Source organism: Mesorhizobium sp. Root695 (assembly GCF_001428185.1).
Taxonomy (GTDB): domain Bacteria; phylum Pseudomonadota; class Alphaproteobacteria; order Rhizobiales; family Rhizobiaceae; genus Mesorhizobium.
Genome location: NZ_LMHO01000005.1, coordinates 108619 through 132228, shown reverse-complemented (window position 1 = coordinate 132228; position 23610 = coordinate 108619). Strand labels below are relative to the sequence as shown.

The window sequence follows — 23610 nt, the reverse complement described above, 5'->3', positions numbered from 1 at the left end:
TGTCTGGGCCTTGAACCCTTTCGATTGGAGGCATTTTGGTGTCTTTCTTCCGCGAACCGCGCGATGGCGCGGCATCTCTTGCGCCCAATGGCATGCATATGGCGTGGCGCCTGTCGCCGCGCGCGCCGTTTACAGAAATTCCGAGAAACTGGAGAGCGATTGTGACAGCACGATATGGCGGCAGGCTCGCCGCGATCGGCGCCACGGCCCTGCTGACGGCGGCGGTGTTCGTGTTGCCGGCAAAGGCGGAAACCGATGCGAAGGCGGTCGTCAATACCTATTCCGACATCGCGCTGGCCAAATATGAAGATTCGTTGACCACCGCGCAGGCACTCGACAAGGCGGTCGACGCATTGCTCGACAAGCCATCGGTGGAAACCCTCAACGCTGCCCGCGAGGCATGGAAGGCATCGCGTGTGCCTTACCAGCAGACCGAGGTCTACCGTTTCGGCAACAAGATCGTCGACGACTGGGAAGGCAAGGTGAATTCCTGGCCGCTGGACGAAGGCCTGATCGACTATGTCGCCAAGAGCTACGGCACCGAATCGGATGCGAATGCGCTCTATACGGCCAATGTGATCGCCAACAAGGAGATCGAGATCAACGGCAAGAAGGTCGATGCTTCGAAGCTTTCGCCGGAATTCCTCTCCGGCACGCTGCAGGAGGCCGGCGGGATCGAGGCCAATGTCGCTACCGGCTATCACGCCATCGAATTTCTGCTCTGGGGCCAGGATCTGCATGGCACCGGCCCGGGTGCCGGCGAGCGCCCCTATACCGACTACGACCTCAAGAATTGCACCGGCGGCAATTGTGACCGCCGCGCCCAGTATCTGAAATCGGCAAGCGATCTTCTGGTTTCCGATCTTCAGGAGATGGTCGGCAACTGGAAGGAAGGCGGCGCCGCCCGCAAGGCCGTCGTCGACGGCGAGCCGAACGCTGCGATCTCGTCCATCTTCACCGGCATGGGCTCACTGTCCTACGGCGAATTGGCCGGCGAACGCATGAAGCTCGGCCTGCTGTTGCATGATCCGGAAGAGGAGCATGACTGCTTTTCCGACAACACCTACAACTCGCATCTCTACGACGCCATCGGCATTCGCGCCGCCTACCATGCCAGCTATACCAGGCTCGACGGCACCGTCGTTTCGGGCCCCTCCGTGGCCGATATGTTGAAGGCGGCCGATCCGGCGATCGACAAGGAACTGTCGGACAAGCTCGATGTCGCGGTCGCCAAGATGGAGGCGATCAAGACACGGGCATTGGCCGGCGAGGCCTATGACCAGCAGATCGCCGAGGGCAACACGCAAGGCAATGCCACCGTGCAGGCAGCGATCGACGCGCTGATCGACCAGACCAAGTCGATCGAACGCGCCGTTGGCTCCCTGAAGCTCAGCACCATCGCCTTCGAAGGGTCCGACAGTCTCGACGCACCCGACAAGGTGTTCAAGTAGCCGCCGAAAGGCTGGAGCCTGATCCGGAGCTGGATAGCCGGCTTCGGAATGGGCTCCGGTTAAGAAATCAAGCCACACGGCGCGGGAGGCGCCGTCAGCCATCCGAGCAAATTGATGCTGATCTGCCATTGCAATATCATCACCGAGAAGGAGATCGAGCAGACGATCGTCGGGCTGCTGGATCAGGATCCCTGGCAGCTGATCGTGCCGGCGAAGGTCTATCACGCCATGCAAAAGCGCGGCCGCTGTTGCGGCTGCTTCCCAAATGTGGTCGAAACGATCATTCGGGTCACCGAAAACTACCACGCCCGCTCGGAGGCGAACGGCGTGGATGTCGTTTCACACCTGGATCGCGTCAGAGGCCTGCGCGTCCAATACGGGAGCAGAAATCATGAAAGGCGATCCGCAGATCATCGAGCGGCTTAACGAGGCTCTTTTTCTGGAGCTCGGCGCCGTCAACCAGTATTGGGTACATTTCCGTCTGCTTGAGGACTGGGGATACGCCAAGCTAGCCAAGAAGGAGCGCGCGGAATCGATCGAAGAGATGCACCATGCCGACAAGCTCGTGGCCCGCATCATCTTCCTGGAAGGCCATCCGAACCTGCAGTCCGTGGCGCCGCTGCGCATCGGGCAGAACGTCAAGGAAGTGCTCGAATCCGACCTTGCCGGCGAATATGACGCGCGTACAGCCTACAAGCGCTCGCGCGAAATCTGCAACGAAGCCGGCGACTACGTGACGATGAAGCTGTTCGAGGAATTGCTGGCTGACGAAGAGAGTCACATCGACTTCCTCGAGACGCAGCTCGACCTGCTTGCCTCGATCGGCGAGGAAAAATACGGCCAGCTCAACGCAGCATCGGCGGACGAGGCGGAGTAAGGGCATGCGGGAATGCGGCGCCTGCTAGAATTCGTGCGCCGCTCGCGGCGGGCCGATGGCTCGTCGCCCCTTGAGAAGACGCCGGCCAGACGACTGGCGCGTCGGCGCTGTATCATCTTCGTGGTGGCGTTCACCTCTTCCGCGATGGCCGGTGATCTTCAACCTGCCGGCCTTGCCACCACACGCACCGACCTCAATGTGAAGGATCAGGCGCGCGTCACCGCCATCACCAGGCCGACCACTGATTTTTCCAGACCCGAGCAATTCGAACTGATGCAAGGCGGCGCCGGTACGTCCAGGAAGGACGTCAGCCGCGATTCCTTCTCGCAACCCTCGGCCAACATCAACTTCGAGGAAGAGGGCGACTTCAAGCTCGGCAATGCCCTTTTCCGCAAGAACTGGGTGTCGTCGCCATCCTCGACGCAGGCGTCGGACGGGCTCGGCCCGCTGTTCAACGAACGCGCATGCCAGAACTGTCATCTGAAGGATGGCCGCGGCCGTCCGCCGCAAGGCGACGCCGGCACGACGTCGATGTTCCTGCGGCTGGCTCGGGAGGCCAGCAACGCGGAAGAGAAGGCAGCGCTTGCCGAACACAAGGTGCTCAACTTTCCCGACCCGGTCTACGGCACGCAGTTGCAGGAACTGGCCGTTCCCGGCCTGCGCGGCGAAGGCAGGATGCATGTCGACTATCAGGAACGTAAGGTGACACTGTCGGACGGCACCGTGATTTCCTTGCGCAAGCCCAGCTATTCGGTCACCGATCCAGACTATGGGCCGCTCGATCCGCGCACCACGCTGTCGCCGCGCCTGACGCCGCCGATGATCGGCCTTGGCCTGATCGAACAGATCGCACCGGCGGATATTCTTGCCCGCGCCGACCCCGACGACCGGGACGGCGACGGCATTTCCGGCGGGCCGAACATCGTGCGCGACGGCCAAAGCGGCGAACTGACGCTTGGCCGTTTAGGCTGGAAGGCGCAGACGGCGTCGATCCGCCAGCAGACGGCGGACGCCTTTGCCGGCGACATCGGCATCTCGACGCCGGAAGAGCCCAAACACTGGGGCGACTGTACAGCCGCGCAGGCCAAATGCCTCGCCATGCCGAACGGCGTGCAGCAGCGTCTCGGCCCAGTGGAGGCGCCGCCGCCGGTGACGGACCTCGTCACCTTCTATTCGCAGAACCTGGCCGTGCCGGCGCGCCGCGACCTCGACACGCCACAAGTGCTCGTCGGCAAGAAAATCTTCTACGAGATCGGCTGCATTGCCTGCCACACACCCAAATTCGTCACCCGTCGCGGCTCGCCCAACAAGGCGCAGGCCTTCCAGTTGATCTGGCCCTATTCCGACTTCCTGCTGCACGACATGGGGCCTGATCTGGCTGATGGCCAGGCTGTGGGTGATGCGACGGGTAATGAGTGGCGCACGCCGCCACTGTGGGGCATCGGCCTGACCGAGACGGTCAACGGCAATTCTTTCTTCCTGCATGATGGGCGCGCGCGCAGCCTGACCGAGGCCATCCTGTGGCATGGCGGCGAAGCGCGGAAGGCACGCGACCGCTTTGCCGTCGCCAACGCGGCCGACCGCGATGCGCTGCTCAAATTCCTGGAGTCACTGTGATGCTCAAGCGCTCTGCATTGTTTCTCGTCCTTCCGCTGGCTCTGCTGGGCGTCGTCCCGGCGTCTGCTGCGGTCAAAGCCTCAGAAATCATCCAGCGGGCGATCGACGGCTTTGTCCGCCCGGCCTATGCAGGGCTGCATCAGCACGCGGAAGCCTTGACAAAGGCGATGCACGAGCTCTGCGAAGCGCCCTCGCAAGGAGAACTTGATGCCGTGCGCTCTGAATTTTCCGCCACAGTCTATGCCTGGTCGTCGGCCGAAATCATCGGCTTCGGACCGATCAAGGAGAACAACCGGCTGGAACGCATGCTGTTCTGGCCAGATCGCAAGAGCATCGGCCTGAAGCAGGTGCAGGCAGCGCTGTCGGCCAAGGATCCGACCGCAACCGACCCGGCACAGCTGGCCGGCAAGAGTGTCGCCATGCAGGGGCTGGGCGCGCTGGAGTTCTTGCTTTACGGCGACGGCGCCGATGCGCTGGCAGGCAAGGATGATCCCTATCGCTGCGCTTATGGCGCGGCGGTTGCCGGCAACATCGAAACCATGGCCGGTGAGGTGAGCGCCGCCTGGAACAAGCCGGACGGCTTTGCTGCACTTTGGGCCAATCCCGGACCGCGGACCGCGCTCTACCGCGACGGCAACGAAGCGGTGACGGAACTGGTCGGCGTCTTCATCAATGAGCTGGAAATGGTCCGCGATGTGCGCCTGAAAGGGTTTTTCGGCGGCAAGCCGGATGCGGACAAGCCGAAACAGGCGATCTACTGGCGCTCGCAAAACACTACCGCGTCATTGGCTGGAAATCTCTCCGGCATCGATACGCTGTTCCAAGCCTCGAAGCTCGGCGACGCCCTGCCGCGCGATGCTCGCTGGATGGCCGAATCGATCCACATCCAACTGGTCAACGGTGTCGCCACCGCAAAATCCATTCAGGGACCGATCGACAAGGCGCTTGTCGATCCGGCGCTGCGGGACAAACTCGACCATTTCGCGCTGATCACCTCCAGCCTTTCGACCCTGATCGGCACCAGATTGACCGCTGAATTCGGCTTGACCGCCGGCTTTTCGTCGCTGGATGGGGACTGATTTTGAGGACGCCGCTGATCGACCGCCGCGATTTTCTGAGGGCCGCAGGCATGGGCTTTGCCGCCGCAATGGCGCCATCGGCTTGGGCGAAGACGCTCGCGGCGGACGCCGTTTTCGCCACCGCCTTCGTCAAGCGCGACGGCAGCTATGGCGCCGCCGTCCTGTCCGAGGCTGGCAAGGTCCTGCATGCGATCGACCTGCCCGATCGCGGCCATGACGTCACTTTCGATCCGGTGTCGAAACGCTCGGTGATCTTCGCTCGCCAGCCTGGCACCTTCGCCGTGGTTTTCGACCACTCGGGCCGTGACGCGCCGCTGACTATCGCCAGCGTCGTCGGCCGGCATTTCTTCGGCCATGGCGTGTTCTCGGCCGACGGTGCGCTGCTCTATGCCACCGAAAACGACTTCGACAACGCCGCTGGCGTCGTCGGCGTCTACGATGCGCGGGCGAAATTCAGCCGTGTCGGCGAGTTCCCGACCTATGGCATGGGTCCGCACGAGCTTCTGCTGCTGGGCGACGGCAGGACGATCGCGGTTGCCAATGGCGGCATCGAGACCCATCCGGATTACGGTCGCGCCGAACTCAACATAGCCACCATGAAGCCGTCCTATGCGCTCATAGACCGCGTCACCGGCGACCTCATCGAGAAACACGAATTGCCGGCCGCACTGCGCCAGCTGTCGATCCGCCACATGGACACGGATCCGTCCGGAACCGTCTGGTTTGGCTGCCAGTACAGGGGGCCGGGCACCGATCGTCCTTTGCTGGTCGGCCGCGCCGCGCGTGGCAAGGACCTGCAATTGCTCGACATGCCGCAGGACGTTTTGTCCGGCCTCCGCAACTATATAGGCTCGGTCGCCGCCAATCCGGCTGCCGGAACCGTCGCCGTGTCCTCGCCGGAAGGCAATTCGCTTGTCGTGATCGATTCGGCCAGCGGCCGGATCGTTTCGACCAGCGCGCTGGTCGAGGTCTGCGGCGTGGCGCCCGACGGAACCGGCTTCATGGCCACCACCGGCGCTGGCGAAATCATCGAGGGCAGCGGCACGACACGCTCCGAACCTGACTATGTCTGGGACAACCACATGCTGCGCATCGAGCAGGTCTGATAGCTCGCCAGCCGAAGCGAAGCCGCTTAACAAATTATGCACTATCCCCTTGCGGTGGCGGGCCGTGGCGGGCACAGGGAATTGTTTCTCGAACCGGTCGTTTCATGAAATTGCTTGCCATCGACTGTGCCGCCAACCTCTGCGCCGCCTGCGTCTATGACGCGACGGCGGAGCAGGAGCTTGGCCGTTCGGTGCTCGATCTCGGCAAGGGCCATGCCGAACAGCTGATGGTGGTTATCGCCGAAGCGCTGAAGGCAAGTGCAACCGACTATGCAGGTCTTGGCGCCATTGCCGTCTCCGTCGGCCCCGGTTCCTTCACCGGTCTGCGTGTCGGCGTCTCGACCGCGCGTGGCCTGGCGCTGGCGCTGAAGGTCCCGGCGATCGGGGTGACGACGCTCGAGGCGCTGGCCACTGAGGCAGCAGCGGCATTTCCAGGCCGCGCCGTGCTGGCGGCGCTCGATGCCGGGCGGGAGGAAATCCATGCCGCCCTTTACGATGAAATGTCGGTTTTGACTTACGGTCCGGCGGTGACCACACTGGCGGAAGCCGTGACCATGGCGACGGAAAGTTCTTCGGTGCTTGCCGGTACTGCGGCAGCGCTAATCGCCACATCGGCGGGGCGCGCTTTCGATATAGGCCCCGAGAGCGCCACCGCCGATATTGTCACCTATGCCCGTCTGGCCGCCGCCAAAGGCGAAAGCGATAAGCCTAAACCGCTCTATTTGCGCGGCGCCGACGCCAAGCCGCAGGCTGGGTTCATTCTCTCAAGGCTCAGACCATGATCCCGAAAAGTGGTAGCCGGGTTTCGGGAAAGATCATGGTCAAACAAGAAAACGAACATTAATGCGCATACCTTTTCTCCAACCACGCCGCCGCGACTATGCGCTCGAGCCGCTGAAGATCGCAGACAGCCGCGCGGTCTCGCTGCTGCATCGCGAGGATTTTGTCCGCCCCTGGACCGACGGCGAATTCGCCGCCTTGCTCGAACAGGATACCGTGTTCGGCTATGCGGCGCGGGAAACCGGACAGGGCGCCAAGCCTCCCGTCGGCTTCGTGCTGGCGAGGCTGGCGGCTGGCGAGGGCGAGATCCTGACTGTCGCGGTGGCGCGATCGCATCGCCGCCAGGGATTGGGCTGGCAATTGATGGACGCGGTGCTGCGCGAACTGCACGCGCAGCGCGCCGAAGCGCTGTTCCTCGAGGTCGACGAGACCAATGTCGCGGCGATCGCGCTCTATCGGCGACTGGGCTTCCGCGAGGTCGGCAAGCGGCCGAATTACTACAGGTCGCCGGAACACGGACCGACCGGCGCGCTTGTCATGCGCCGCGATCTTCGCTAGCGAGACGGCGGGGTAGGGCGATGATCAAGAAAATCAGGATTTTCCTGGCGCTGGGCCTCGTTGTCGCCGGCTCATTGGTCCTCGTGCCATTGCAGATACTGTCGATGAAGACCGGCTGGTGGCCGGAAACCGTCATCCTCAAGATCTGGCACAGGCTGATCATCAGGGCGCTCGGCATGCGCATCCATGTCAAGGGTACGCTCTCCGACAAGCGCCCACTGCTGGTTGCCTCCAACCACATCTCCTGGACCGACATCATGGTGCTCGGCTCCAAGGTCGATGTGAAGTTCATCGCCAGGGCGGATATGGAAGGCTGGCCGCTGATCGGCATGCTGTCGAAGCTGCAGCGCACCGTGTTCATCGAGCGCGAACGCAAGCGTTCCTCGGGCGACCAGGCAAGCGAGATCGCCAGCCGCATGGCCAAGGGCGATGCCATGGTGCTGTTTGCCGAGGGCTCGACGGGCGACGGCAACATGATCCTGCCGTTCAAGAGCACCCTCTTTGGCGCCGCCTCGATGGCCATTTCGGAAGGCGCCGCCGAGCAGGTCTTCATCCAGCCGGTGGCGATCGCCTACACGCGCCTGCACGGCGTGCCGCTCGGCCGCCGCCACCGGCCGCTTGCCGCCTGGATCGGTGATGAGGATTTGATGCCGCATCTCAAGGTTTTGCTGGCGGAGGGCGCCCTCGACGTCGAGGTGCATTTCGGCGAACCGATCGCCTTTTCCAAGGGTTCGAACCGCAAGGAAACGTCGAAACTGATGGAAAGCCAGGTGCGTGAGATGATGCAGGCAGGGCTTGCTGATCCGCGCCCGAGCCGCTAGCCCCGGCTGCGCCCACAGGCGCATGCCGAGAATCGTCTGTTTTTTGTCACGGAAAGGCGTTAGAAGCCGCCAGATGGACTTGAACACGATAGAGCGTGACGACATCGCCGCCACGGCCGAAGGGATGGCCGCCGCGCCGGCTGCAGCGACCAGGAAGGTCTTCATCAAGACCTATGGCTGCCAGATGAACGTCTATGATTCACAGCGCATGACCGATGCGCTGGCCGCCGACGGCTATTCCGCGACCGATGCCATCGGCGAGGCCGACCTGGTGCTGCTCAACACCTGCCACATCAGGGAGAAGGCGGCCGAAAAGGTCTATTCCGAGCTCGGCCGTATCCGCGATATGAAGGCCGAACGTGCCTTGGCCGGGCGTGGGATGCTGGTCGGTGTCGCCGGCTGCGTGGCGCAGGCCGAAGGCGCCGAGATCATCCGCCGTTCGCCGGCCGTCGACCTGGTCATCGGCCCGCAGACCTATCACCGGCTGCCCGACGTGCTGGCGCGGGTGCGCGGCGGCGAGAAGATCGTCGAAACCGACTACGCCATCGAGGACAAGTTCGAGCATCTGCCGCAGCCGAAGCGCGCCGAGGTCATCAAGCGTGGTGTCACCGCCTTCCTCACCGTGCAGGAAGGTTGCGACAAGTTCTGCACCTTCTGCGTCGTGCCTTACACCAGAGGCTCCGAAATCTCCCGGCCGGTGGCGCAGATTGTTGCGGAGGCTGAGCGCCTGGCGGAAGCCGGCGTGCGCGAAGTGACGCTGCTTGGCCAGAACGTCAATGCCTGGCATGGCCGGGGCGAGAACGGCGAGGAGTGGGGCCTCGGCCGCCTGCTGTTCAGGCTCGCCGAAATTCCTGGCTTGGCGCGGCTGCGCTACACCACCAGCCATCCGCGCGACATGGATGACGAGCTGATATTGGCCCACCGCGATCTGCCGGCGTTGATGCCCTATCTGCATCTGCCGGTACAATCAGGCTCCGACCGCATCCTCAAGGCGATGAATCGCCGCCACACGGCGAAGGATTATCTGGCGCTGCTCGACCGCATCCGCGCCGCCCGGCCTGACATCGCGCTTTCCGGTGATTTCATCGTTGGCTTCCCCGGTGAGACAGAAGTGGATTTCGAGGCGACCATGGAACTGGTGCGCCAGGTGAATTACGCCTCGGCCTTCTCGTTCAAATATTCACCTCGTCCCGGCACGCCGGGCGCCGAAATGTCCGATCATGTGCCGGAAAAGGTCAAGGATGAGCGCCTGCAACGGCTGCAGGCCCTGCTTCTGAAGCAGCAGCAGGATTTCGGCTTGAGCCTCGTCGGCAGCACCATCGACACGCTGATCGAGAAGCCCGGCCGTCAGGCTGGCCAGAAGGTGGGCCGCTCGCCATGGTTGCAGCCGGTTATTGTTGATGAAAAGGCCGGCGAAATCGGTGACATTATCCAGGTGCGAATCACGAAGACAGGTTACAACAGCCTGTTCGCCGAATTGGCCTGAGGGGTCTCGGCAGATGAGGAGAGACGGTTGAGCGCAGCAGAGCTGAAGAACCTGCCCCCGGTACCGGCATCTGGGGCTTCTGACATGGCGCACATCGTTCTGACTTTCGACAACAACAAGCTTGCCAGCGCCCTTTACGGTCAGTTCGACGAAAATCTCGCCCGGCTCGAGCAGAAGCTCGGCGTCGACATCCGCTCGCGCGGCAACCAGCTTACCATCAAGGGTTCGGCGTCGGCTGCCGAGCAGGCGCGCCGCGCCCTGGACAATCTTTACGGCATTCTCCAGAAGGGCGTCGATATCGGCCAGTCCGACGTCGACGGCGCCGTGCGCATGGCGATCGCCGCCGACGATCAGCTGACGCTGCCGACTCTGGAGCGCAAGGGCAAGGTCTCCGCCGCCCAGATCGCCACCCGCAAGAAGACGATCTATGCCCGCTCGCTCAACCAGGACGCCTATATGCGGGCGTTGGAACGGTCAGAACTGGTGTTCGGCATCGGCCCGGCCGGCACCGGCAAGACCTATCTGGCGGTGGCGCATGCGGCGATGCTGCTCGAGCGCGGTATGGTTGAGCGCATCATTCTCTCGCGACCGGCGGTTGAGGCCGGCGAGCGGCTCGGCTTCCTGCCCGGCGACATGAAGGAGAAGGTCGATCCCTATCTGCGGCCGCTCTACGATGCACTTTACGACATGATGCCGGCCGACAAGGTCGAGCGCGCCATTGCCGCCGAAGTCATCGAGATCGCGCCGCTCGCCTTCATGCGTGGCCGCACGCTGGCGCATGCCGCGGTTATCCTTGACGAGGCGCAGAACACCACGCCGATGCAGATGAAGATGTTCTTGACCCGTCTCGGCGAGAACTCGCGCATGATCGTCACCGGCGATCCGACCCAGATCGACCTTCCCTCGAACACCAAATCGGGGCTGGTCGAAGCTTTGCGGGTGCTGGACGGCGTGGCAGGCGCGGTCACCGTGCGCTTCAACGATGGCGACGTGGTTCGCCATCCGCTGGTGGCGGAAATCGTCAGGGCCTACGACCGGGACGCCAAGCTGGCGCGCGGCCTCGGCGCCGAGAATTGATTTTGACGATGCGGCTTCATGCCTGAGGACATAATATCCGGCGACGGGGCACTTCCCGTCGACATCGATATATCTGTCGAAGCGGGCAACTGGCCCGATGAGGCAAGCCTGACGCGGCTGGTCGATCGCGCTGTCGCGGCTGCTTTTGCCGAGTCCGGCGCGGCGGGCCGTTCCGAACTCAGCCTCGTTTTTTCCGACGACGCCCATATCCGGACCCTCAACGCCGGCTGGCGCGGCAAGGATAAACCGACCAACGTCTTGTCTTTCCCGGCTTTTCCGTTTGTGCAAGGCGGCCCGCTGCCGCCGATGCTGGGCGATATCGTGCTCGCCGCCGAGACGGTCACGCGCGAAGCGGCACTGGAAGACAAGCCTCTCGAGAACCATATCACCCATCTCGTCATCCATGGCCTGCTGCACTTGCTGGGCTACGATCACGAGACCGACACCGAGGCCGAGGCGATGGAAGCCATCGAACGCGCAGCGCTCGCAAGGCTTGCCATTCCCGATCCCTACGCGTAACTACTTCTGATCAATTGACCGGACGACGATGAACGACAAACCAGAGACTGCCGCCCGCCCCGACGCCGGCAGTGCGACCAAGGCTTCCGATACCTCGGAAGAGGGATCAAGTCCGAGTCCCGTTACCTCTGGCGCTGCCAGCGTTGCCAGCGAAACATCGCCTGCCGGTCCCTCCCTGTTCGACCGCGTTCTGGGCCTGTTTCGGCAACGCAATGGAACCAGCCTGCGTGAGGAAATCGCCGGCGCGCTTGCCGAGACGACGAGCGATGCCGAATCCTTCTCGCCCGGCGAACGCGCCATGCTCAACAACATCCTGCGGCTGCGCGAGGTGCGCGTCGAGGACGTCATGGTGCCGCGCGCCGACATCCAGGGGGTCGAGATCACGACGACGCTCGGCGATCTCCTGGGCACCTTCGAACAATCCGGCCATTCGCGCATGCCGGTCTATTCCGAGACGCTCGATGATCCGCGCGGCATGGTCCATATCCGTGACGTGCTGGCCCACATCACCAAGATCGCACGCGTCAAGAAGGGCCGCACGACCAGGAAAACCCCCGCCGCCACGGTTCTCGACCTCGCCCAGGTCGACCTCGCACGCACCATCGGCGACCTCAACCTGATCCGCCCGGTGCTGTTCGTGCCGCCGTCTATGCTTGCCTCCGACCTGATGGGTCGCATGCAGACGACGCGCACCCAGATGGCGCTGGTCATTGATGAATATGGCGGCACCGACGGCCTTGCCTCGCTGGAGGACATCGTCGAGATGGTGGTCGGCGACATCGAGGATGAGCATGACGAAGACGAGCCGATGATCACCCAGAGCGGTGACGGCGTGTTCATCGTCGACGGCAAGGCCGAGATCGACGACGTTGCCAAGATGATCGGCGAGGATTTCGCCGCCGGTGAACATGGCGAATATGTCGACACCATCGGCGGCATGATCTTCAACACGCTTGGCCGCGTCCCTGCCCGCGGCGAGGTGGTGCAGGCCATACCCGGCTTCGAGTTCCACGTGCTCGACGCCGATCCGCGCCGCGTCAAGCGCGTGCGCATCGTGCAGAGCCAGAAGGGCGAGCGCCGCCGGCGCGCCGCGCGCACCGAGCAGGCTTAAGCATGATGCCGAAAAGTTGCAGACTTTTCCGATAAACCTCATGCGACAAAACAAGGATCTAAGCGCTTACGAATGACGGTCGAAGACCCCTTCAAGCACTCCACCCTGGGGTCCGGTGTGTTCTACAAGGATCCATGGGCCGCGCTGGCCTGGCTTGAAGCGGCCTTCGGTTTCGCGCGCAGCATGGTGGTCCGCGATGCCGAGGGAAGACTTGTTCACGCCGAGATGCGGTTCGGCGACTGCTACATCATCGTCGATTCCGAATGGGCCGATTATGTCACCAGCCCGGCTTCGGTCTCGGGCAAGAACATGCAATCGGTCTATGTCAGACTGAAGGATAGCATCGACGCACATTGCGAGCATGGTAGGGCCGCCGGTGCTGATATGATCCAGGAGCCGACGGATCAGTTCTACGGCGAGCACCAGTATCGGGCGCGCGATCCCGAGGGCCATGTCTGGACCTTCACGCAGACCATCCGTTCGGTTCCGCGCGAGGAGGCCGAGCCGCTGGGCGATGTTCAAATCGAGGGTTGGCACCGGTAGAGCGGTGGCGGAGCTTGCATCACGGCCGGCCATCCGGCGTTTGGAGCGTGGACCGCGGCCTGTTAAATCTTGCGTCCTGATTCGCGCGACTCGGAAGTATGCATGGAGCGCCTGGCCGGCCGGATAATTCTGCTTTGGGGTTGGCGGCGCGCGCTCGTGGCGTTTCTCGCAGGCGCCCTGGCAGTGCTTGGGCAGGCGCCCTACGATTTCTTCGCCGCCTGTTTCATCTCGTTTCCGCTGCTGGTCTGGCTGATCGACGGCGCCACCGGTGAAGCCTCGGCCAGCCTGTTCCGGCGCCTGCGGCCGGCCTTCGCCGTCGGCTGGTGGTTCGGCTTCGGCTATTTTCTTGCCGGCCTCTGGTGGATCGGCTCGGCGCTGCTGGTCGAGGCCGACAGCTTTGCCTGGGCGCTTCCCTTCGCAGTAGTCGGCATTCCTTTCATGCTCGCCTTTTTCTACGGCTTTGCGGCCATGGTTGCCCGCCTGCTGTGGAGCAACGATATCGGCCGTATCGCCGCCCTTGCCTTCGGCTTCGGGCTGGCGGAGTGGCTGCGCGACTTCCTGTTCACTGGGTTTCCCTGGAATGCCATCGGCTATGCGGCCATGCCCGTGCCTTTGCTGATGCAGAGCGTTTCGGTCACCGGCATGATCGGCATGAACGCGCTCGCGGTGTTCGTCTTCGCCCTGCCGGCATTGCTGGCGGCACGCCGGCATCTGCGCCTCGGTGCGGCGCTGTTTGTCGTGCTTGCCGCCACCCATGTCGGCTTCGGCTATGTCAGGCTTGCCGCTGCCGAAAAGCCGGCGGCGCGCAGCCTGGACGTCCGCATCGTCCAGCCGGCCGTGGACCTGTCGGAAAAGTGGGACGCATCGGTGCGCGACCGCATCTTCACCACCTTGATGGGGCTGTCGGCCAAGGCGCCGGACCCTGGCCATGAAAAGCCGCAACTGATCCTGTGGCCCGAAACCTCTGTGCCGTTCCTCTTCACCGAGCGTCCGGACGCATTGACGGCGCTGGGTGACATGCTCGGACCCGGCCAGATGCTGATCGCCGGCGTCGTCCGCGAGGAAGGCGGCTCGGCCGCGAATGCCGACAGCCGCTATTACAACTCCGTGGTGGCGATCGACGACAAGGGTGAGATCACCGACGCTGTCGACAAGGTTCATCTGGTGCCGTTCGGCGAATACCTGCCTTTCTCCGACCTGCTCGAGCGGTTCGGCATCGAGCAGCTGGTTGCCGGGCCGATGACGTTTGCGGCCGGCAACGAACGGCACGCCATCACCCTGCCTGACGGCATCCTCGCACTGCCATTTATCTGTTACGAGGTGATCTTTCCCGATCTGGTGGCAGTTGACGCAACGTCAGCACAGCTTATTGTGAACGTTACCAATGATGCGTGGTTCGGCGACACGCCGGGTCCGTATCAGCATTTCAGGCAGGCCCAGATCCGTGCGGTGGAAAATGGATTGCCATTGGTGCGTGCTGCCAACAACGGCATTTCGGCCGTCGTTGACCCGCGCGGCCGCATCGTTGATGCGCTGGCGATCGACGCGCGCGGCGCCATCGATGTGCATGTACCGATTTCCGGACAGGCGCTCATATCTCCCGGCCAACGGCGCATTAACGGAATGCTGATCATGTTGCTGTTTGCCGTTGTGGCAGTGCTGTTGAACGTAAGGCAGAGGCTACGGGCGAATTGACAGCCCACACATTAGAAACTCATACTGTAAGCGCCTGAAATTTCTCGAAGTCGGTGGATCGTTCTGTTGGGGCAGTTGCCTCCGGCGTCGTTTGGGCAGGAAAAAATAGAGAAGCCGAAAAAATTCGGCGAGGAAAAAATGACAGAAGACAACAAGAAGAAACCGAATCCGATCGATATCCATGTCGGCAGTCGCATCCGGCTTCGCCGCAACATGCTGGGAATGAGCCAGGAAAAGCTCGGAGAAAATCTCGGTATCACATTTCAACAGATTCAGAAATATGAAAAGGGCACCAACCGCGTCGGCGCCAGCCGTCTGCAGGCGATCGCATCCATACTCGGCGTGCCTGTCGCCTTCTTTTTCGAGGATGCGCCCGGCCAGGAGCCCGTGGCGGGCCGTGGGTTTGCCGAGGATGCGTCGATGGCTTTCGCCGTCGAATTCTGCGGCAGCCCCGAAGGTCTTCAGCTCAACAGGGCCTTTGTCAAAATCGCCGACGCCAAGGTGCGCCGCAGGATCATAGATCTGGTCAAGTCCCTCTCCACTGACGATGCCGACTGATCCGCAATCGCGCTTGAACCGGCGGCGCCTTGCCGCCAGTGGCACAAGATAACTGCATCGACATTCATGCCAGAACCGAAGCACCGCTTGACGAGCGGCGCTTCGCCCCGCTAACACGTGGCGCGCCAAAATCGGCAGCCTGCCGATCGTTTTTCAAGAGGGGACACCCGTGACGCGGCAGAACTACTTCTTTACCTCGGAATCCGTTGCCGAGGGCCACCCCGATAAAGTCTGTGACCGGATCTCCGACGAGATCGTCGATCTGGTCTATCGCGAAGCCAAGAAAACCGGGATGGACCCGTGGAAAGTCCGTGTCGCCTGCGAGACGCTGGCCACCACCAACCGTGTCGTCATCGCCGGCGAGGTGCGCGTCCCCGAGACCCTGCTGAAGAAGGACAAGGCCGGCAATATTCTCAAGGATGCCGCCGGCCATCCGGTCGTCAATCCGGCCAAGTTCAAGTCGGTCGCCCGCAAGGCGATCCGCGAAATCGGCTATGAGCAGGCCGGCTTCCACTGGAAAACGGCGAAGATCGAGGTCCTGCTGCATGGCCAGTCGCCGGATATCGGCCAGGGCGTCGACAACGCCTCCGACCGTCAGGGCGAAGAGGGTGCCGGCGATCAGGGCATCATGTTCGGTTATGCCTGCCGCGAGACGCCGGATCTGATGCCGGCGCCGATTTACTACAGCCACAAGATCCTCGAACTGCTGGCTGCCGCCCGTCACGAGGGCAGCGGTGAAGCTGGCAAGCTCGGGCCGGACGCCAAGAGCCAGGTCACCGTTCGCTATGTCGACGGCAAGGCCGCCGAGGCGACGCAGATCGTGCTGTCCACCCAGCATCTCGATGCGAGCTGGGATTCGAAGAAGGTTCGCAAGGTTGTCGAACCCTATATCCGCGAGGCGCTGGGCGAACTGAAGATCGCCGACAACTGCATGTGGTACATCAATCCGACCGGCAAGTTTGTCATTGGCGGACCGGACGGTGACGCCGGGCTGACCGGCCGCAAGATCATCGTCGACACCTATGGTGGTGCCGCACCGCATGGCGGCGGCGCCTTCTCCGGCAAGGACACCACCAAGGTCGATCGTTCGGCGGCCTATGCGGCGCGCTATCTGGCCAAGAACGTCGTGGCGGCGAAACTCGCCGACCGCTGCACCATCCAGCTTTCCTACGCCATCGGCGTTGCCCAGCCGTTGTCGGTCTATGTCGACCTGCACGGCACCGGCAAGGTCGACGAGGCAAAGCTCGAGGAGGCGCTGCGCACGGTGATGGATCTGTCGCCATCCGGCATCCGCCGCCATCTCGATCTCAATAAGCCGATCTACGCCAAGACGTCGTCCTACGGCCATTTCGGCCGCAAGGCCGGCCGCGACGGGTCTTTCTCCTGGGAAAAGACCGATCTCGCCAAGGCGCTCAGGGACGCGGTCGCCGCCTGATAGCGGCGCCGCAAAGTCCCGCCATGGACCCGAAGGACAGACCAAGCCGCGCGACCGAAGCCTTCTTCGGTCGCCGGCGCGGCAAGACCATGCGTCCGCAGCAGGCGGCCGCATTGGAAAGCGGCTTCGGCACATACCGGCTCGATCTGGCGGCCGAACCGCCGGCTGATCTGCACACCCTGTTTGATGCCAACGTTTGCGCGATTCGCCTCGAGATCGGCTTCGGCGGCGGCGAGCATCTCCTGCATCGCGCGACCGAGGCGCCTTCGATCGGCTTTATCGGCGTCGAGCCCTTCGTCAACGGCATGGCCAAGATGATGATGGCGGTGCGGGAGAAACCGCTCGCCAATCTGCGGGTTTATGACGACGACGCCACCCGGCTGCTCGACTGGCTGCCGCAAGCCTCGCTCGACGGCATCGATCTGCTCTATCCCGATCCCTGGCCGAAGAAGAAACACTGGAAGCGGCGCTTCGTCAGCCCGGTCAATCTCGAGCGGTTCGCGCGTGTGCTGAAGCCTGGTTCAAAATTCCGCTTTGCGTCCGATATCGACACCTATGTCAACTGGACCCTGCTGCATTGCCGTGCGCATGGCGCATTCGCATGGCAGGCTTCGGAGGCGGCGGACTGGCACCGGCCTTATGCCGGCTGGCCGGGGACGCGTTATGAGGCGAAGGCCATTCGTGAGGGGCGGCGCCCGGCCTATCTCACTTTTGTCAGAACATAGGCCCGCTCACGGCGCACGAGAGCAATTCCAGGAAAAGTATGAAACTGTTTTCCGTCGGGGATTGGGTCAAAACAAAGAGTTAGAGCGGTTCGCCGTTTCCGTGAAACGGTGAACTGCTCTGGTCTCGGACCGTTGCAAAGGCGAGTATCATCCACTCGCCAAATTCAGAAACGGCCAATCCTGTTGAATACAGCTGGATCCATTCCGAGCTTGCGCAAGTCGTCGGCGCGCGGCTTGCGGCCCGCTTCCACGGCACGCGAGGCAGCGACCGCACTGCCAAATGTCGTGAAAAGTTCGCCTATGGCGGATAAGATCTTGCGGTTGGTCATGGTCATGCCCTTTCGGTGCTGTGTCGTGCAATCATCTTTGTGCGACGCACCATAGATGGGGATACAACGGCAAAGCTCACAGGGGTTTTGCCGCATGGAGGTCATGCGTCTGGCGCAACACTGGCGCTGCACGGCTTTTGTTCGGCCGGCACGGCGGGCTTGAAACACCGGCCATGATCGTTTATATCAGCCTCAAATTCTTGGTCGGTATGACGAAGAGTGGGTCCACCCGGTCCCGCTCTTTTTTATTACCTGCCGATAACTTCGGGTAGAACGACAGGGTCTCAATGACTGCAACGGCAAACGAGGGCGACGATCGCATCATCCGCGAAAGCGGCATCGATGCGCGCATCGCGCTGATCGTCCAGCCGGTCCTGCGTGGCATCGGCTTCCGCCTCGTGCGGGTGCATCTGTCGGGCCAGAACGGGCTGACGCTGCAGATCATGGCCGAGCGCGAGGACGGCACCATGACCGTCGAGGATTGCGAAGAGGTCAGCCGCGCGGTGTCGCCGGCGCTCGACGTCGATGATCCGATCGAAAAGGCCTATCACCTTGAAGTCTCGTCGCCCGGCATCGACCGGCCGCTGGTCCGCAAATCGGATTTCACGACCTGGACGGGTCATCTGGTCAAGATGGAAACATCGATCGTCGTTGCGGACCGCAAGCGGTTCAAGGGCAAGATAGTCGAGGCCGGTGAAGACGATGTGCTGATCGAGCGCGAAAAGGCCGCCTATGGCGAGGAGCCGACGGTGCGGGTTCCCTATGACGCGATTTCCGAAACGCGCCTGATCCTGACCGACGATCTCATCCGCGACGCCCTGTCGAAGGACAACAGGGCGCGCAAGGAAGCCAAAAAACGTCGCGGCGAACCGGACGACGATGCGCCCGAGGGTGCGGACGCGGACGCCACGGAAGAACACGAACAGGAACTATGATTGAGCTGCCGGGCGCAAAGGTCCGGCAAACAGGCTCGGGAGAAAAACGATGGTTGTAAGCGCCAACAGACTTGAACTGCTGCAGATCGCCGACGCGGTTGCGCGTGAAAAGTCGATCGACAAGTCGATCGTCATCGCCGCCATGGCCGACGCGATCCAGAAAGCGGCGCGCTCGCGTTATGGCCAGGAGACCAACATCCGCGCCGACATCAACCCGAACACCGGCGAGATGAAGCTGCAGCGGCTGATGGAAGTGGTCGAGAAGGTCGACGACTACGCCACGCAGATCGCCATTTCTTCGGCCCGCGAGCGCAATCCCGATGCCCAGCTCGGCGATTTCATCGCCGAACAGCTGCCGCCGATGGATTTCGGCCGCATCGCGGCCCAGTCGGCCAAGCAGGTCATCGTGCAGAAGGTGCGCGAGGCCGAACGCGATCGCCAGTATGACGAATACAAGGACCGCATCGGCGAAATCGTCAACGGCACCGTCAAGCGCGTCGAATACGGCAACGTCATCGTCGATCTCGGCCGCGGCGAGGCGATCATCCGTCGCGACGAACTGATCCCGCGCGAAAACTACAAATACGGCGACCGCGTCCGCGCCTACGTTTACGACGTGCGCCGTGAGCAGCGCGGCCCGCAGATCTTCCTGTCGCGAACCCATCCGCAGTTCATGGCCAAACTGTTCACCATGGAAGTGCCGGAAATCTATGACGGCATCATCGAGATCAAGGCGGTCGCCCGCGACCCGGGTTCGCGCGCCAAGATCGCCGTCATCTCGCGCGATAGCTCGATCGATCCTGTCGGCGCCTGCGTTGGTATGCGCGGCAGCCGCGTCCAGGCCGTCGTCGGCGAATTGCAGGGCGAGAAGATCGACATCATTCCGTGGTCGCCTTCGGCCGCGTCCTTCATCGTCAACGCGCTGCAGCCGGCGGAAGTCGCCAAGGTCGTGCTCGACGAGGATGCCGAACGCATCGAAGTCGTGGTTCCCGACGACCAGCTGTCGCTGGCCATCGGCCGCCGCGGCCAGAACGTGCGGCTCGCTTCGCAGCTGACCGGCTGGGATATCGACATCCTGACCGAGGCCGAAGAATCCGAGCGTCGCCAGAAGGAATTCGTCGAGCGTTCGTCGCTGTTCATGGAAGCCCTCGACGTCGACGAGATGGTCGGCCAGGTGCTCGCGTCCGAAGGCTTCACCAGCGTCGAGGAAGTCGCTTATGTCGATTCCGGCGAGATCGCCTCGATCGACGGTTTCGACGAAGACACCGCTTCGGAAATCCAGACCCGCGCCCGCGAATATCTGGAGAAGATCGAGGCCGAGCACGACGACAAGCGCAAGGCGCTCGGCGTCTCGGACGAATTGCGCGAAATCCCCGGCATCACCACTGCCATGATGGTGACGCTCGGCGAAGACGGCGTGAAGACGATCGAGGACTTCGCCGGCTATGCCGCCGACGACCTCACCGGCTGGAAGGAACGCAAGGACGGCGAAACCAAGGTATTCCCCGGCGTGCTGGCCAATCACGGCGTCGCGCGTGCCGATGCCGAGCAGATGGTTCTGGCTGCCCGCCTCAAGGCCGGCTGGATCACCGAAGACGAGCTTGCGGCCGAAGAAGTCTCGGCTGACGAAGCCGTTGGTGCGTGAGGTGAAACCGCATCGCACCGAACCCGCCCTTGGACGAGATGAACGATCGCACCTGCATCGTTACGCGCAAACAAGCCGAACCGGATGAACTGATCCGTTTCGTCGTCGGCCCGGATTCGGCCGTCGTTCCCGACATCAAGAGAAATCTGCCCGGCCGCGGTTGCTGGGTGAGCGCCGACCGCCTACATATCGACAAGGCTGCGGCGAAGAACCTCTTTGCCCGCGCCTTCAAGGCACAGGTGGTTGTGCCGCCCGATCTTGGCGGCATGGTCGACGGGCTGCTTTCCAGACACGCTCTGGGCATGCTTGGTCTTGCCCGCAAGGCAGGCGCAATTTCGCTTGGTGCTACCAAGGTCGAGAGCGCGGTGCGTAGCGGATTGGCGCTTTTCGTGCTTCACGCGATCGAGGCGTCCGACGACGGCGTGCGCAAGATCAGCCAGGCGCGACGGGCGACAGTCCATCTCGGCGGGCCCGCCATCCTTGCCTACAAACTTTTCTCCGAGGCCGAGTTGAGCTTGGCATTGGGGGGTACAAATGTGATACATGCTGCCGTTCTCGCGGGAGACGCGGGCAGGGCGGTCCAGAAGCGCATGGTTGCGCTCGACCGGTATCGGGGCGGTTCCCCGGACGATCTGGCAATGCTTGCGGCTGTTGCTGACGAAGATGATGCCGCAGAGGATATGGAATGAGCGATACGAAATCGGGTGACGACAATACGCTGAGTGTGACGCCGAAGAAGACCTTGACGCTAAAGCGCCCCGGTATGGAACAGGGCACTGTGCGCCAGAACTTCTCGCACGGCCGCACCAAGCAGGTCGTCGTCGAAACCAAGAAGCGCAAGTTCTCGATGCCCGGCGACAAGCCGGAGCCGGTTGCCGCCCCCGTCTTCACACCGAAGCCGCCGGTTGTGGCCGCGCCCGTTGTGCAGGAAGCACCGAAGGCGCCGCCGCCGCCGGCCCCGGTCGAACGGAGCGGCATGGTGCTGAACGAGCTGTCGCGCAGTGAAATGGAAGCGCGCCGCAGGGCGCTTGAAGGCTCCAAGGTGCGCGAGGTCGAGGATCGCCAGCGCGCCGCCGAGGACGCCAAGCGCCGTGCCGAGGACGAAGAGCGCCGCAAGCGCGAACGCGATGAATCCGCACGCCGCCAGGCCGAGGAAGAGGCGCGGTTGCAGACCGAGGCCGAGTCTCGCCGTCGGGCCGAGGAAGAGGCACGCCGCCGCGCGCCGCTGACCGCCGAACTGGCAACAGTCGACGACGAGGAAGAGGTCAAGCCGAAGCGGATTGGTGCCGCCGCACCGGTGCGCCGTCCGGTCACGCCCGAAGTGGCGCGTCCGGCCAAGCCGACCAAGAGCGAGGAAGACCGCCGCCGTGGCAAGCTGACGCTGAATTCAGCATTGTCCGACGAAGACGCGCGAGCCCGTTCGCTGTCGTCGATGCGTCGCCGCCAGGAAAAATTCAAGCGCGCGATGCATAATGAGCCGCGCGAGAAAGTCATGCGCGAAGTGATCCTGCCCGAGACCATCACCATCCAGGAACTGGCGCAACGCATGTCCGAGCGTGCGGTCGACCTGGTCAAGTTCTTCATGAAGCAGGGCCAGATCCTGAAGCCAGGCGACGTCATCGACGCCGATACGGCAGAACTGGTCGCCACCGAATTCGGGCATACGGTTCGCCGCGTCGCCGAGTCCGACATCGAGGAAGGCCTGTTCAACATCGCCGACAATGCCGAGGACCTGGTGTCTCGTCCGCCTGTCGTGACGATCATGGGCCACGTCGATCACGGCAAGACCTCGCTGCTCGACGCCATCCGCAACGCCAATGTCGTCTCCGGTGAAGCCGGTGGCATCACCCAGCATATCGGCGCTTACCAGGTCGAGAAGAATGGTCACAAGATCACCTTCATCGACACGCCTGGCCACGCCGCCTTCACGGCGATGCGTGCTCGGGGCGCCCAGGCGACCGACATTGCCATTCTGGTGGTTGCGGCCGATGACAGCGTCATGCCGCAGACGATCGAATCGATCAGCCATGCCAAGGCGGCCGGAGTTCCGATCATCGTGGCGATCAACAAGATCGACAAGCATGATGCCGATCCGCAGAAGGTGCGTTCCGAACTGCTGCGCCACGAGGTCTTCGTCGAATCCATGGGTGGTGAAGTTCTGGACGTCGAAGTGTCGGCGACCAAGGGCACCAATCTCGACAAGCTGCTCGAAGCGATCCTGCTGCAGGCCGAAATTCTCGACCTGAAGGCCAATCCGGATCGTACCGCCGAGGGTGTCGTCATCGAAGCCCAGCTCGACAAGGGCCGTGGTCCCGTTGCCACCGTTCTGGTGCAGACCGGCACGCTGATGCCGGGTGACATCCTTGTTGCTGGCAACGAATGGGGCCGGGTGCGCGCGCTGGTCAACGATCGTGGCACGCAGATCAAGGAAGCGCCGCCGGCGATGCCGGTCGAAGTGCTTGGCTTGCAGGGCACTCCGCAGGCCGGCGACCGCTTCGCCGTGGTCAACAACGAGGCCCGTGCCCGCGAGATCACCGAATATCGCCAGCGTCTGGCGCGCGAGAAGGCGGTTGCCAAGCATGCCGGCCAGCGTGGGTCGCTCGAGCAGATGATGTCGCAATTGCAGACGAGCGGGCTGAAGGAATTCCCGTTGGTCATCAAGGGCGACGTGCAAGGCTCGATCGAAGCGATCAATGCGGCGCTCGACAAGCTCGGCACCGACGAAGTGCGTGCGCGCATCGTCCATGCCGGCGCCGGCGCCATCACCGAAAGCGACGTGTCGCTGGCGGAGACTTCGGGTGCGGCGATCATAGGCTTCAACGTCCGCGCCAACGTCCAGGCGCGTGCCGCTGCAGCGGCGGCGGGCATCGAGATCCGCTATTACTCGATCATCTACAACCTTGTGGATGACGTGAAGGCGGCTCTGTCGGGCCTTCTGTCGCCGGAGCGTCGCGAGACCTTCATCGGCAATGCGCAGATCCTTGAGATCTTCGACATCACCAAGGTCGGCAAGATTGCCGGCTGCCGTGTCACCGAAGGCAAGGTCGAGCGTGGCGCGGGCGTGCGCCTGATCCGCGACAACGTCGTCATCCACGAAGGCACGCTGAAGACGCTGAAGCGCTTCAAGGACGAAGTTTCGGAAGTCCCCGGCGGCCAGGAGTGCGGCATGGCCTTCCAGAACTACGAGGACATGCGCGTCGGCGACGTCATCGAGTGCTTCCGCGTCGAGATGGTGACCCGGACACTCTGAGTTCGAGTGACTT

Annotated in this window: 23 protein-coding genes; 22 read left to right on the top strand and 1 reads right to left on the bottom strand. The window is 62.9% G+C overall.

Translation table 11 applies throughout. From position 1 onward, the window contains the following. The first annotated feature begins 161 nt into the window (after positions 1–161). The 18 genes from ASD99_RS07425 to trmB all read left to right on the top strand — a co-directional run bounded on the left by ASD99_RS07425 (position 162) and on the right by trmB (position 17438). On the top strand, positions 162–1451 hold the full coding sequence (locus tag ASD99_RS07425; protein WP_057143183.1) for an imelysin family protein: 1290 nt from the start codon (positions 162–164) through the stop codon (positions 1449–1451). 114 nt (positions 1452–1565) lie between these two features. Continuing rightward, positions 1566–1877 (top strand): (2Fe-2S)-binding protein, encoded by a 312-nt coding sequence (locus ASD99_RS07420; RefSeq protein ID WP_057143139.1) that lies wholly within the window; start codon positions 1566–1568, stop codon positions 1875–1877. Continuing rightward, complete coding sequence (gene bfr / locus ASD99_RS07415) at positions 1843–2328, top strand: bacterioferritin (RefSeq protein ID WP_057143138.1); 486 nt, start codon at positions 1843–1845, stop codon at positions 2326–2328. Before ASD99_RS07420 ends, bfr begins: the two co-directional genes overlap by 35 nt. A gap of 12 nt (positions 2329–2340) precedes the next feature. Then, complete coding sequence (locus ASD99_RS07410; protein WP_057143137.1) at positions 2341–3945, top strand: di-heme oxidoredictase family protein; 1605 nt, start codon at positions 2341–2343, stop codon at positions 3943–3945. Next, a complete protein-coding gene (locus ASD99_RS07405) occupies positions 3945–5024 on the top strand; it encodes an imelysin family protein (RefSeq protein ID WP_057143136.1) in 1080 nt (359 codons plus the stop codon). Before ASD99_RS07410 ends, ASD99_RS07405 begins: the two co-directional genes overlap by 1 nt. A 2-nt stretch (positions 5025–5026) precedes the next feature. Beyond that, positions 5027–6130, top strand: a complete 1104-nt coding sequence (locus ASD99_RS07400) for a DUF1513 domain-containing protein (protein WP_057143135.1) — start codon at positions 5027–5029, stop codon at positions 6128–6130. A gap of 104 nt (positions 6131–6234) precedes the next feature. Continuing rightward, on the top strand, positions 6235–6912 hold the full coding sequence (tsaB, locus tag ASD99_RS07395) for a tRNA (adenosine(37)-N6)-threonylcarbamoyltransferase complex dimerization subunit type 1 TsaB (RefSeq protein WP_057143134.1): 678 nt from the start codon (positions 6235–6237) through the stop codon (positions 6910–6912). Between the two features lie 61 nt (positions 6913–6973). Next, complete coding sequence (gene rimI / locus ASD99_RS07390; RefSeq protein ID WP_056584845.1) at positions 6974–7468, top strand: ribosomal protein S18-alanine N-acetyltransferase; 495 nt, start codon at positions 6974–6976, stop codon at positions 7466–7468. A gap of 20 nt (positions 7469–7488) precedes the next feature. Beyond that, a complete protein-coding gene (locus ASD99_RS07385) occupies positions 7489–8289 on the top strand; it encodes a lysophospholipid acyltransferase family protein (RefSeq protein ID WP_056584847.1) in 801 nt (266 codons plus the stop codon). Between the two features lie 124 nt (positions 8290–8413). Next, the gene (gene miaB, locus ASD99_RS07380) at positions 8414–9775 is read left to right on the top strand and encodes a tRNA (N6-isopentenyl adenosine(37)-C2)-methylthiotransferase MiaB (RefSeq protein ID WP_413813921.1); all 1362 of its coding nucleotides are present in this window, start codon (positions 8414–8416) and stop codon (positions 9773–9775) included. An 84-nt stretch (positions 9776–9859) separates the two neighbouring features. Beyond that, a complete protein-coding gene (locus ASD99_RS07375; protein ID WP_023758127.1) occupies positions 9860–10852 on the top strand; it encodes a PhoH family protein in 993 nt (330 codons plus the stop codon). 18 nt (positions 10853–10870) lie between these two features. After that, positions 10871–11371 (top strand): rRNA maturation RNase YbeY, encoded by a 501-nt coding sequence (gene ybeY, locus ASD99_RS07370; RefSeq protein WP_056584852.1) that lies wholly within the window; start codon positions 10871–10873, stop codon positions 11369–11371. Positions 11372–11399: 28 nt separating this feature from the next. Next, positions 11400–12482: a hemolysin family protein gene (locus ASD99_RS07365; RefSeq protein WP_056584854.1), complete on the top strand. Its 1083-nt coding sequence runs from the start codon at positions 11400–11402 to the stop codon at positions 12480–12482. 72 nt (positions 12483–12554) lie between these two features. Next, entirely contained in the window at positions 12555–13025 is a 471-nt protein-coding gene (locus ASD99_RS07360; RefSeq protein WP_057143132.1) for a VOC family protein, read from the top strand. 102 nt (positions 13026–13127) lie between these two features. Then, positions 13128–14720 carry an apolipoprotein N-acyltransferase gene (lnt, locus tag ASD99_RS07355; RefSeq protein ID WP_057143131.1) on the top strand — a complete coding sequence of 531 codons (1593 nt, stop codon included), beginning with the start codon at positions 13128–13130 and terminating at the stop codon, positions 14718–14720. Positions 14721–14858: 138 nt separating this feature from the next. Next, on the top strand, positions 14859–15278 hold the full coding sequence (locus ASD99_RS07350) for a helix-turn-helix domain-containing protein (protein WP_056584860.1): 420 nt from the start codon (positions 14859–14861) through the stop codon (positions 15276–15278). A 169-nt stretch (positions 15279–15447) separates the two neighbouring features. Then, the gene (metK, locus tag ASD99_RS07345) at positions 15448–16713 is read left to right on the top strand and encodes a methionine adenosyltransferase (RefSeq protein WP_056584863.1); all 1266 of its coding nucleotides are present in this window, start codon (positions 15448–15450) and stop codon (positions 16711–16713) included. Positions 16714–16736: 23 nt separating this feature from the next. After that, positions 16737–17438, top strand: coding sequence for a tRNA (guanine(46)-N(7))-methyltransferase TrmB (gene trmB, locus ASD99_RS07340; protein WP_056584866.1), 702 nt, complete (start codon positions 16737–16739; stop codon positions 17436–17438). Positions 17439–17602: 164 nt separating this feature from the next. Here the strand turns inward: trmB and ASD99_RS31875 are convergent, their stop codons facing one another. Continuing rightward, positions 17603–17773 carry a hypothetical protein gene (locus ASD99_RS31875; protein ID WP_162252233.1) on the bottom strand — a complete coding sequence of 57 codons (171 nt, stop codon included), beginning with the start codon at positions 17771–17773 and terminating at the stop codon, positions 17603–17605. A 281-nt stretch (positions 17774–18054) separates the two neighbouring features. Here ASD99_RS31875 and rimP point away from each other — a divergent pair, with 281 nt between their 5' ends. The 4 genes from rimP to infB are packed head-to-tail and all read left to right on the top strand — an operon-like array spanning position 18055 to position 23597. Continuing rightward, positions 18055–18702, top strand: coding sequence for a ribosome maturation factor RimP (gene rimP / locus ASD99_RS07335; RefSeq protein ID WP_056584868.1), 648 nt, complete (start codon positions 18055–18057; stop codon positions 18700–18702). 49 nt (positions 18703–18751) lie between these two features. Further along, positions 18752–20347, top strand: a complete 1596-nt coding sequence (gene nusA, locus ASD99_RS07330) for a transcription termination factor NusA (protein ID WP_056584870.1) — start codon at positions 18752–18754, stop codon at positions 20345–20347. Between the two features lie 38 nt (positions 20348–20385). Further along, complete coding sequence (locus ASD99_RS07325; protein WP_056584947.1) at positions 20386–21036, top strand: RNA-binding protein; 651 nt, start codon at positions 20386–20388, stop codon at positions 21034–21036. Continuing rightward, positions 21033–23597, top strand: coding sequence for a translation initiation factor IF-2 (gene infB, locus ASD99_RS07320; RefSeq protein ID WP_056584871.1), 2565 nt, complete (start codon positions 21033–21035; stop codon positions 23595–23597). Before ASD99_RS07325 ends, infB begins: the two co-directional genes overlap by 4 nt. Positions 23598–23610: the final 13 nt, after the last annotated feature.

Excerpts from the sequence above, each read along its gene's own strand:
- ASD99_RS07420 (WP_057143139.1), top strand. The coding sequence starts at position 1,566 with ATGCTGATCTGCCATTGCAATATCATCACCGAGAAGGAGATCGAGCAG.
- bfr (WP_057143138.1), top strand. The coding sequence starts at position 1,843 with ATGAAAGGCGATCCGCAGATCATCGAGCGGCTTAACGAGGCTCTTTTT.
- ASD99_RS07410 (WP_057143137.1), top strand. The coding sequence starts at position 2,341 with ATGCGGCGCCTGCTAGAATTCGTGCGCCGCTCGCGGCGGGCCGATGGC.
- ASD99_RS07405 (WP_057143136.1), top strand. The coding sequence starts at position 3,945 with ATGCTCAAGCGCTCTGCATTGTTTCTCGTCCTTCCGCTGGCTCTGCTG.
- tsaB (WP_057143134.1), top strand. The coding sequence starts at position 6,235 with ATGAAATTGCTTGCCATCGACTGTGCCGCCAACCTCTGCGCCGCCTGC.
- rimI (WP_056584845.1), top strand. The coding sequence starts at position 6,974 with ATGCGCATACCTTTTCTCCAACCACGCCGCCGCGACTATGCGCTCGAG.
- ASD99_RS07385 (WP_056584847.1), top strand. The coding sequence starts at position 7,489 with ATGATCAAGAAAATCAGGATTTTCCTGGCGCTGGGCCTCGTTGTCGCC.
- miaB (WP_413813921.1), top strand. The coding sequence starts at position 8,414 with ATGGCCGCCGCGCCGGCTGCAGCGACCAGGAAGGTCTTCATCAAGACC.
- ASD99_RS07375 (WP_023758127.1), top strand. The coding sequence starts at position 9,860 with ATGGCGCACATCGTTCTGACTTTCGACAACAACAAGCTTGCCAGCGCC.
- ybeY (WP_056584852.1), top strand. The coding sequence starts at position 10,871 with ATGCCTGAGGACATAATATCCGGCGACGGGGCACTTCCCGTCGACATC.
- ASD99_RS07365 (WP_056584854.1), top strand. The coding sequence starts at position 11,400 with ATGAACGACAAACCAGAGACTGCCGCCCGCCCCGACGCCGGCAGTGCG.
- ASD99_RS07360 (WP_057143132.1), top strand. The coding sequence starts at position 12,555 with ATGACGGTCGAAGACCCCTTCAAGCACTCCACCCTGGGGTCCGGTGTG.
- lnt (WP_057143131.1), top strand. The coding sequence starts at position 13,128 with ATGGAGCGCCTGGCCGGCCGGATAATTCTGCTTTGGGGTTGGCGGCGC.
- ASD99_RS07350 (WP_056584860.1), top strand. The coding sequence starts at position 14,859 with ATGACAGAAGACAACAAGAAGAAACCGAATCCGATCGATATCCATGTC.
- trmB (WP_056584866.1), top strand. The coding sequence starts at position 16,737 with ATGGACCCGAAGGACAGACCAAGCCGCGCGACCGAAGCCTTCTTCGGT.
- ASD99_RS31875 (WP_162252233.1), bottom strand. The coding sequence starts at position 17,773 with ATGACCATGACCAACCGCAAGATCTTATCCGCCATAGGCGAACTTTTC.
- rimP (WP_056584868.1), top strand. The coding sequence starts at position 18,055 with ATGACTGCAACGGCAAACGAGGGCGACGATCGCATCATCCGCGAAAGC.
- nusA (WP_056584870.1), top strand. The coding sequence starts at position 18,752 with ATGGTTGTAAGCGCCAACAGACTTGAACTGCTGCAGATCGCCGACGCG.
- ASD99_RS07325 (WP_056584947.1), top strand. The coding sequence starts at position 20,386 with ATGAACGATCGCACCTGCATCGTTACGCGCAAACAAGCCGAACCGGAT.
- infB (WP_056584871.1), top strand. The coding sequence starts at position 21,033 with ATGAGCGATACGAAATCGGGTGACGACAATACGCTGAGTGTGACGCCG.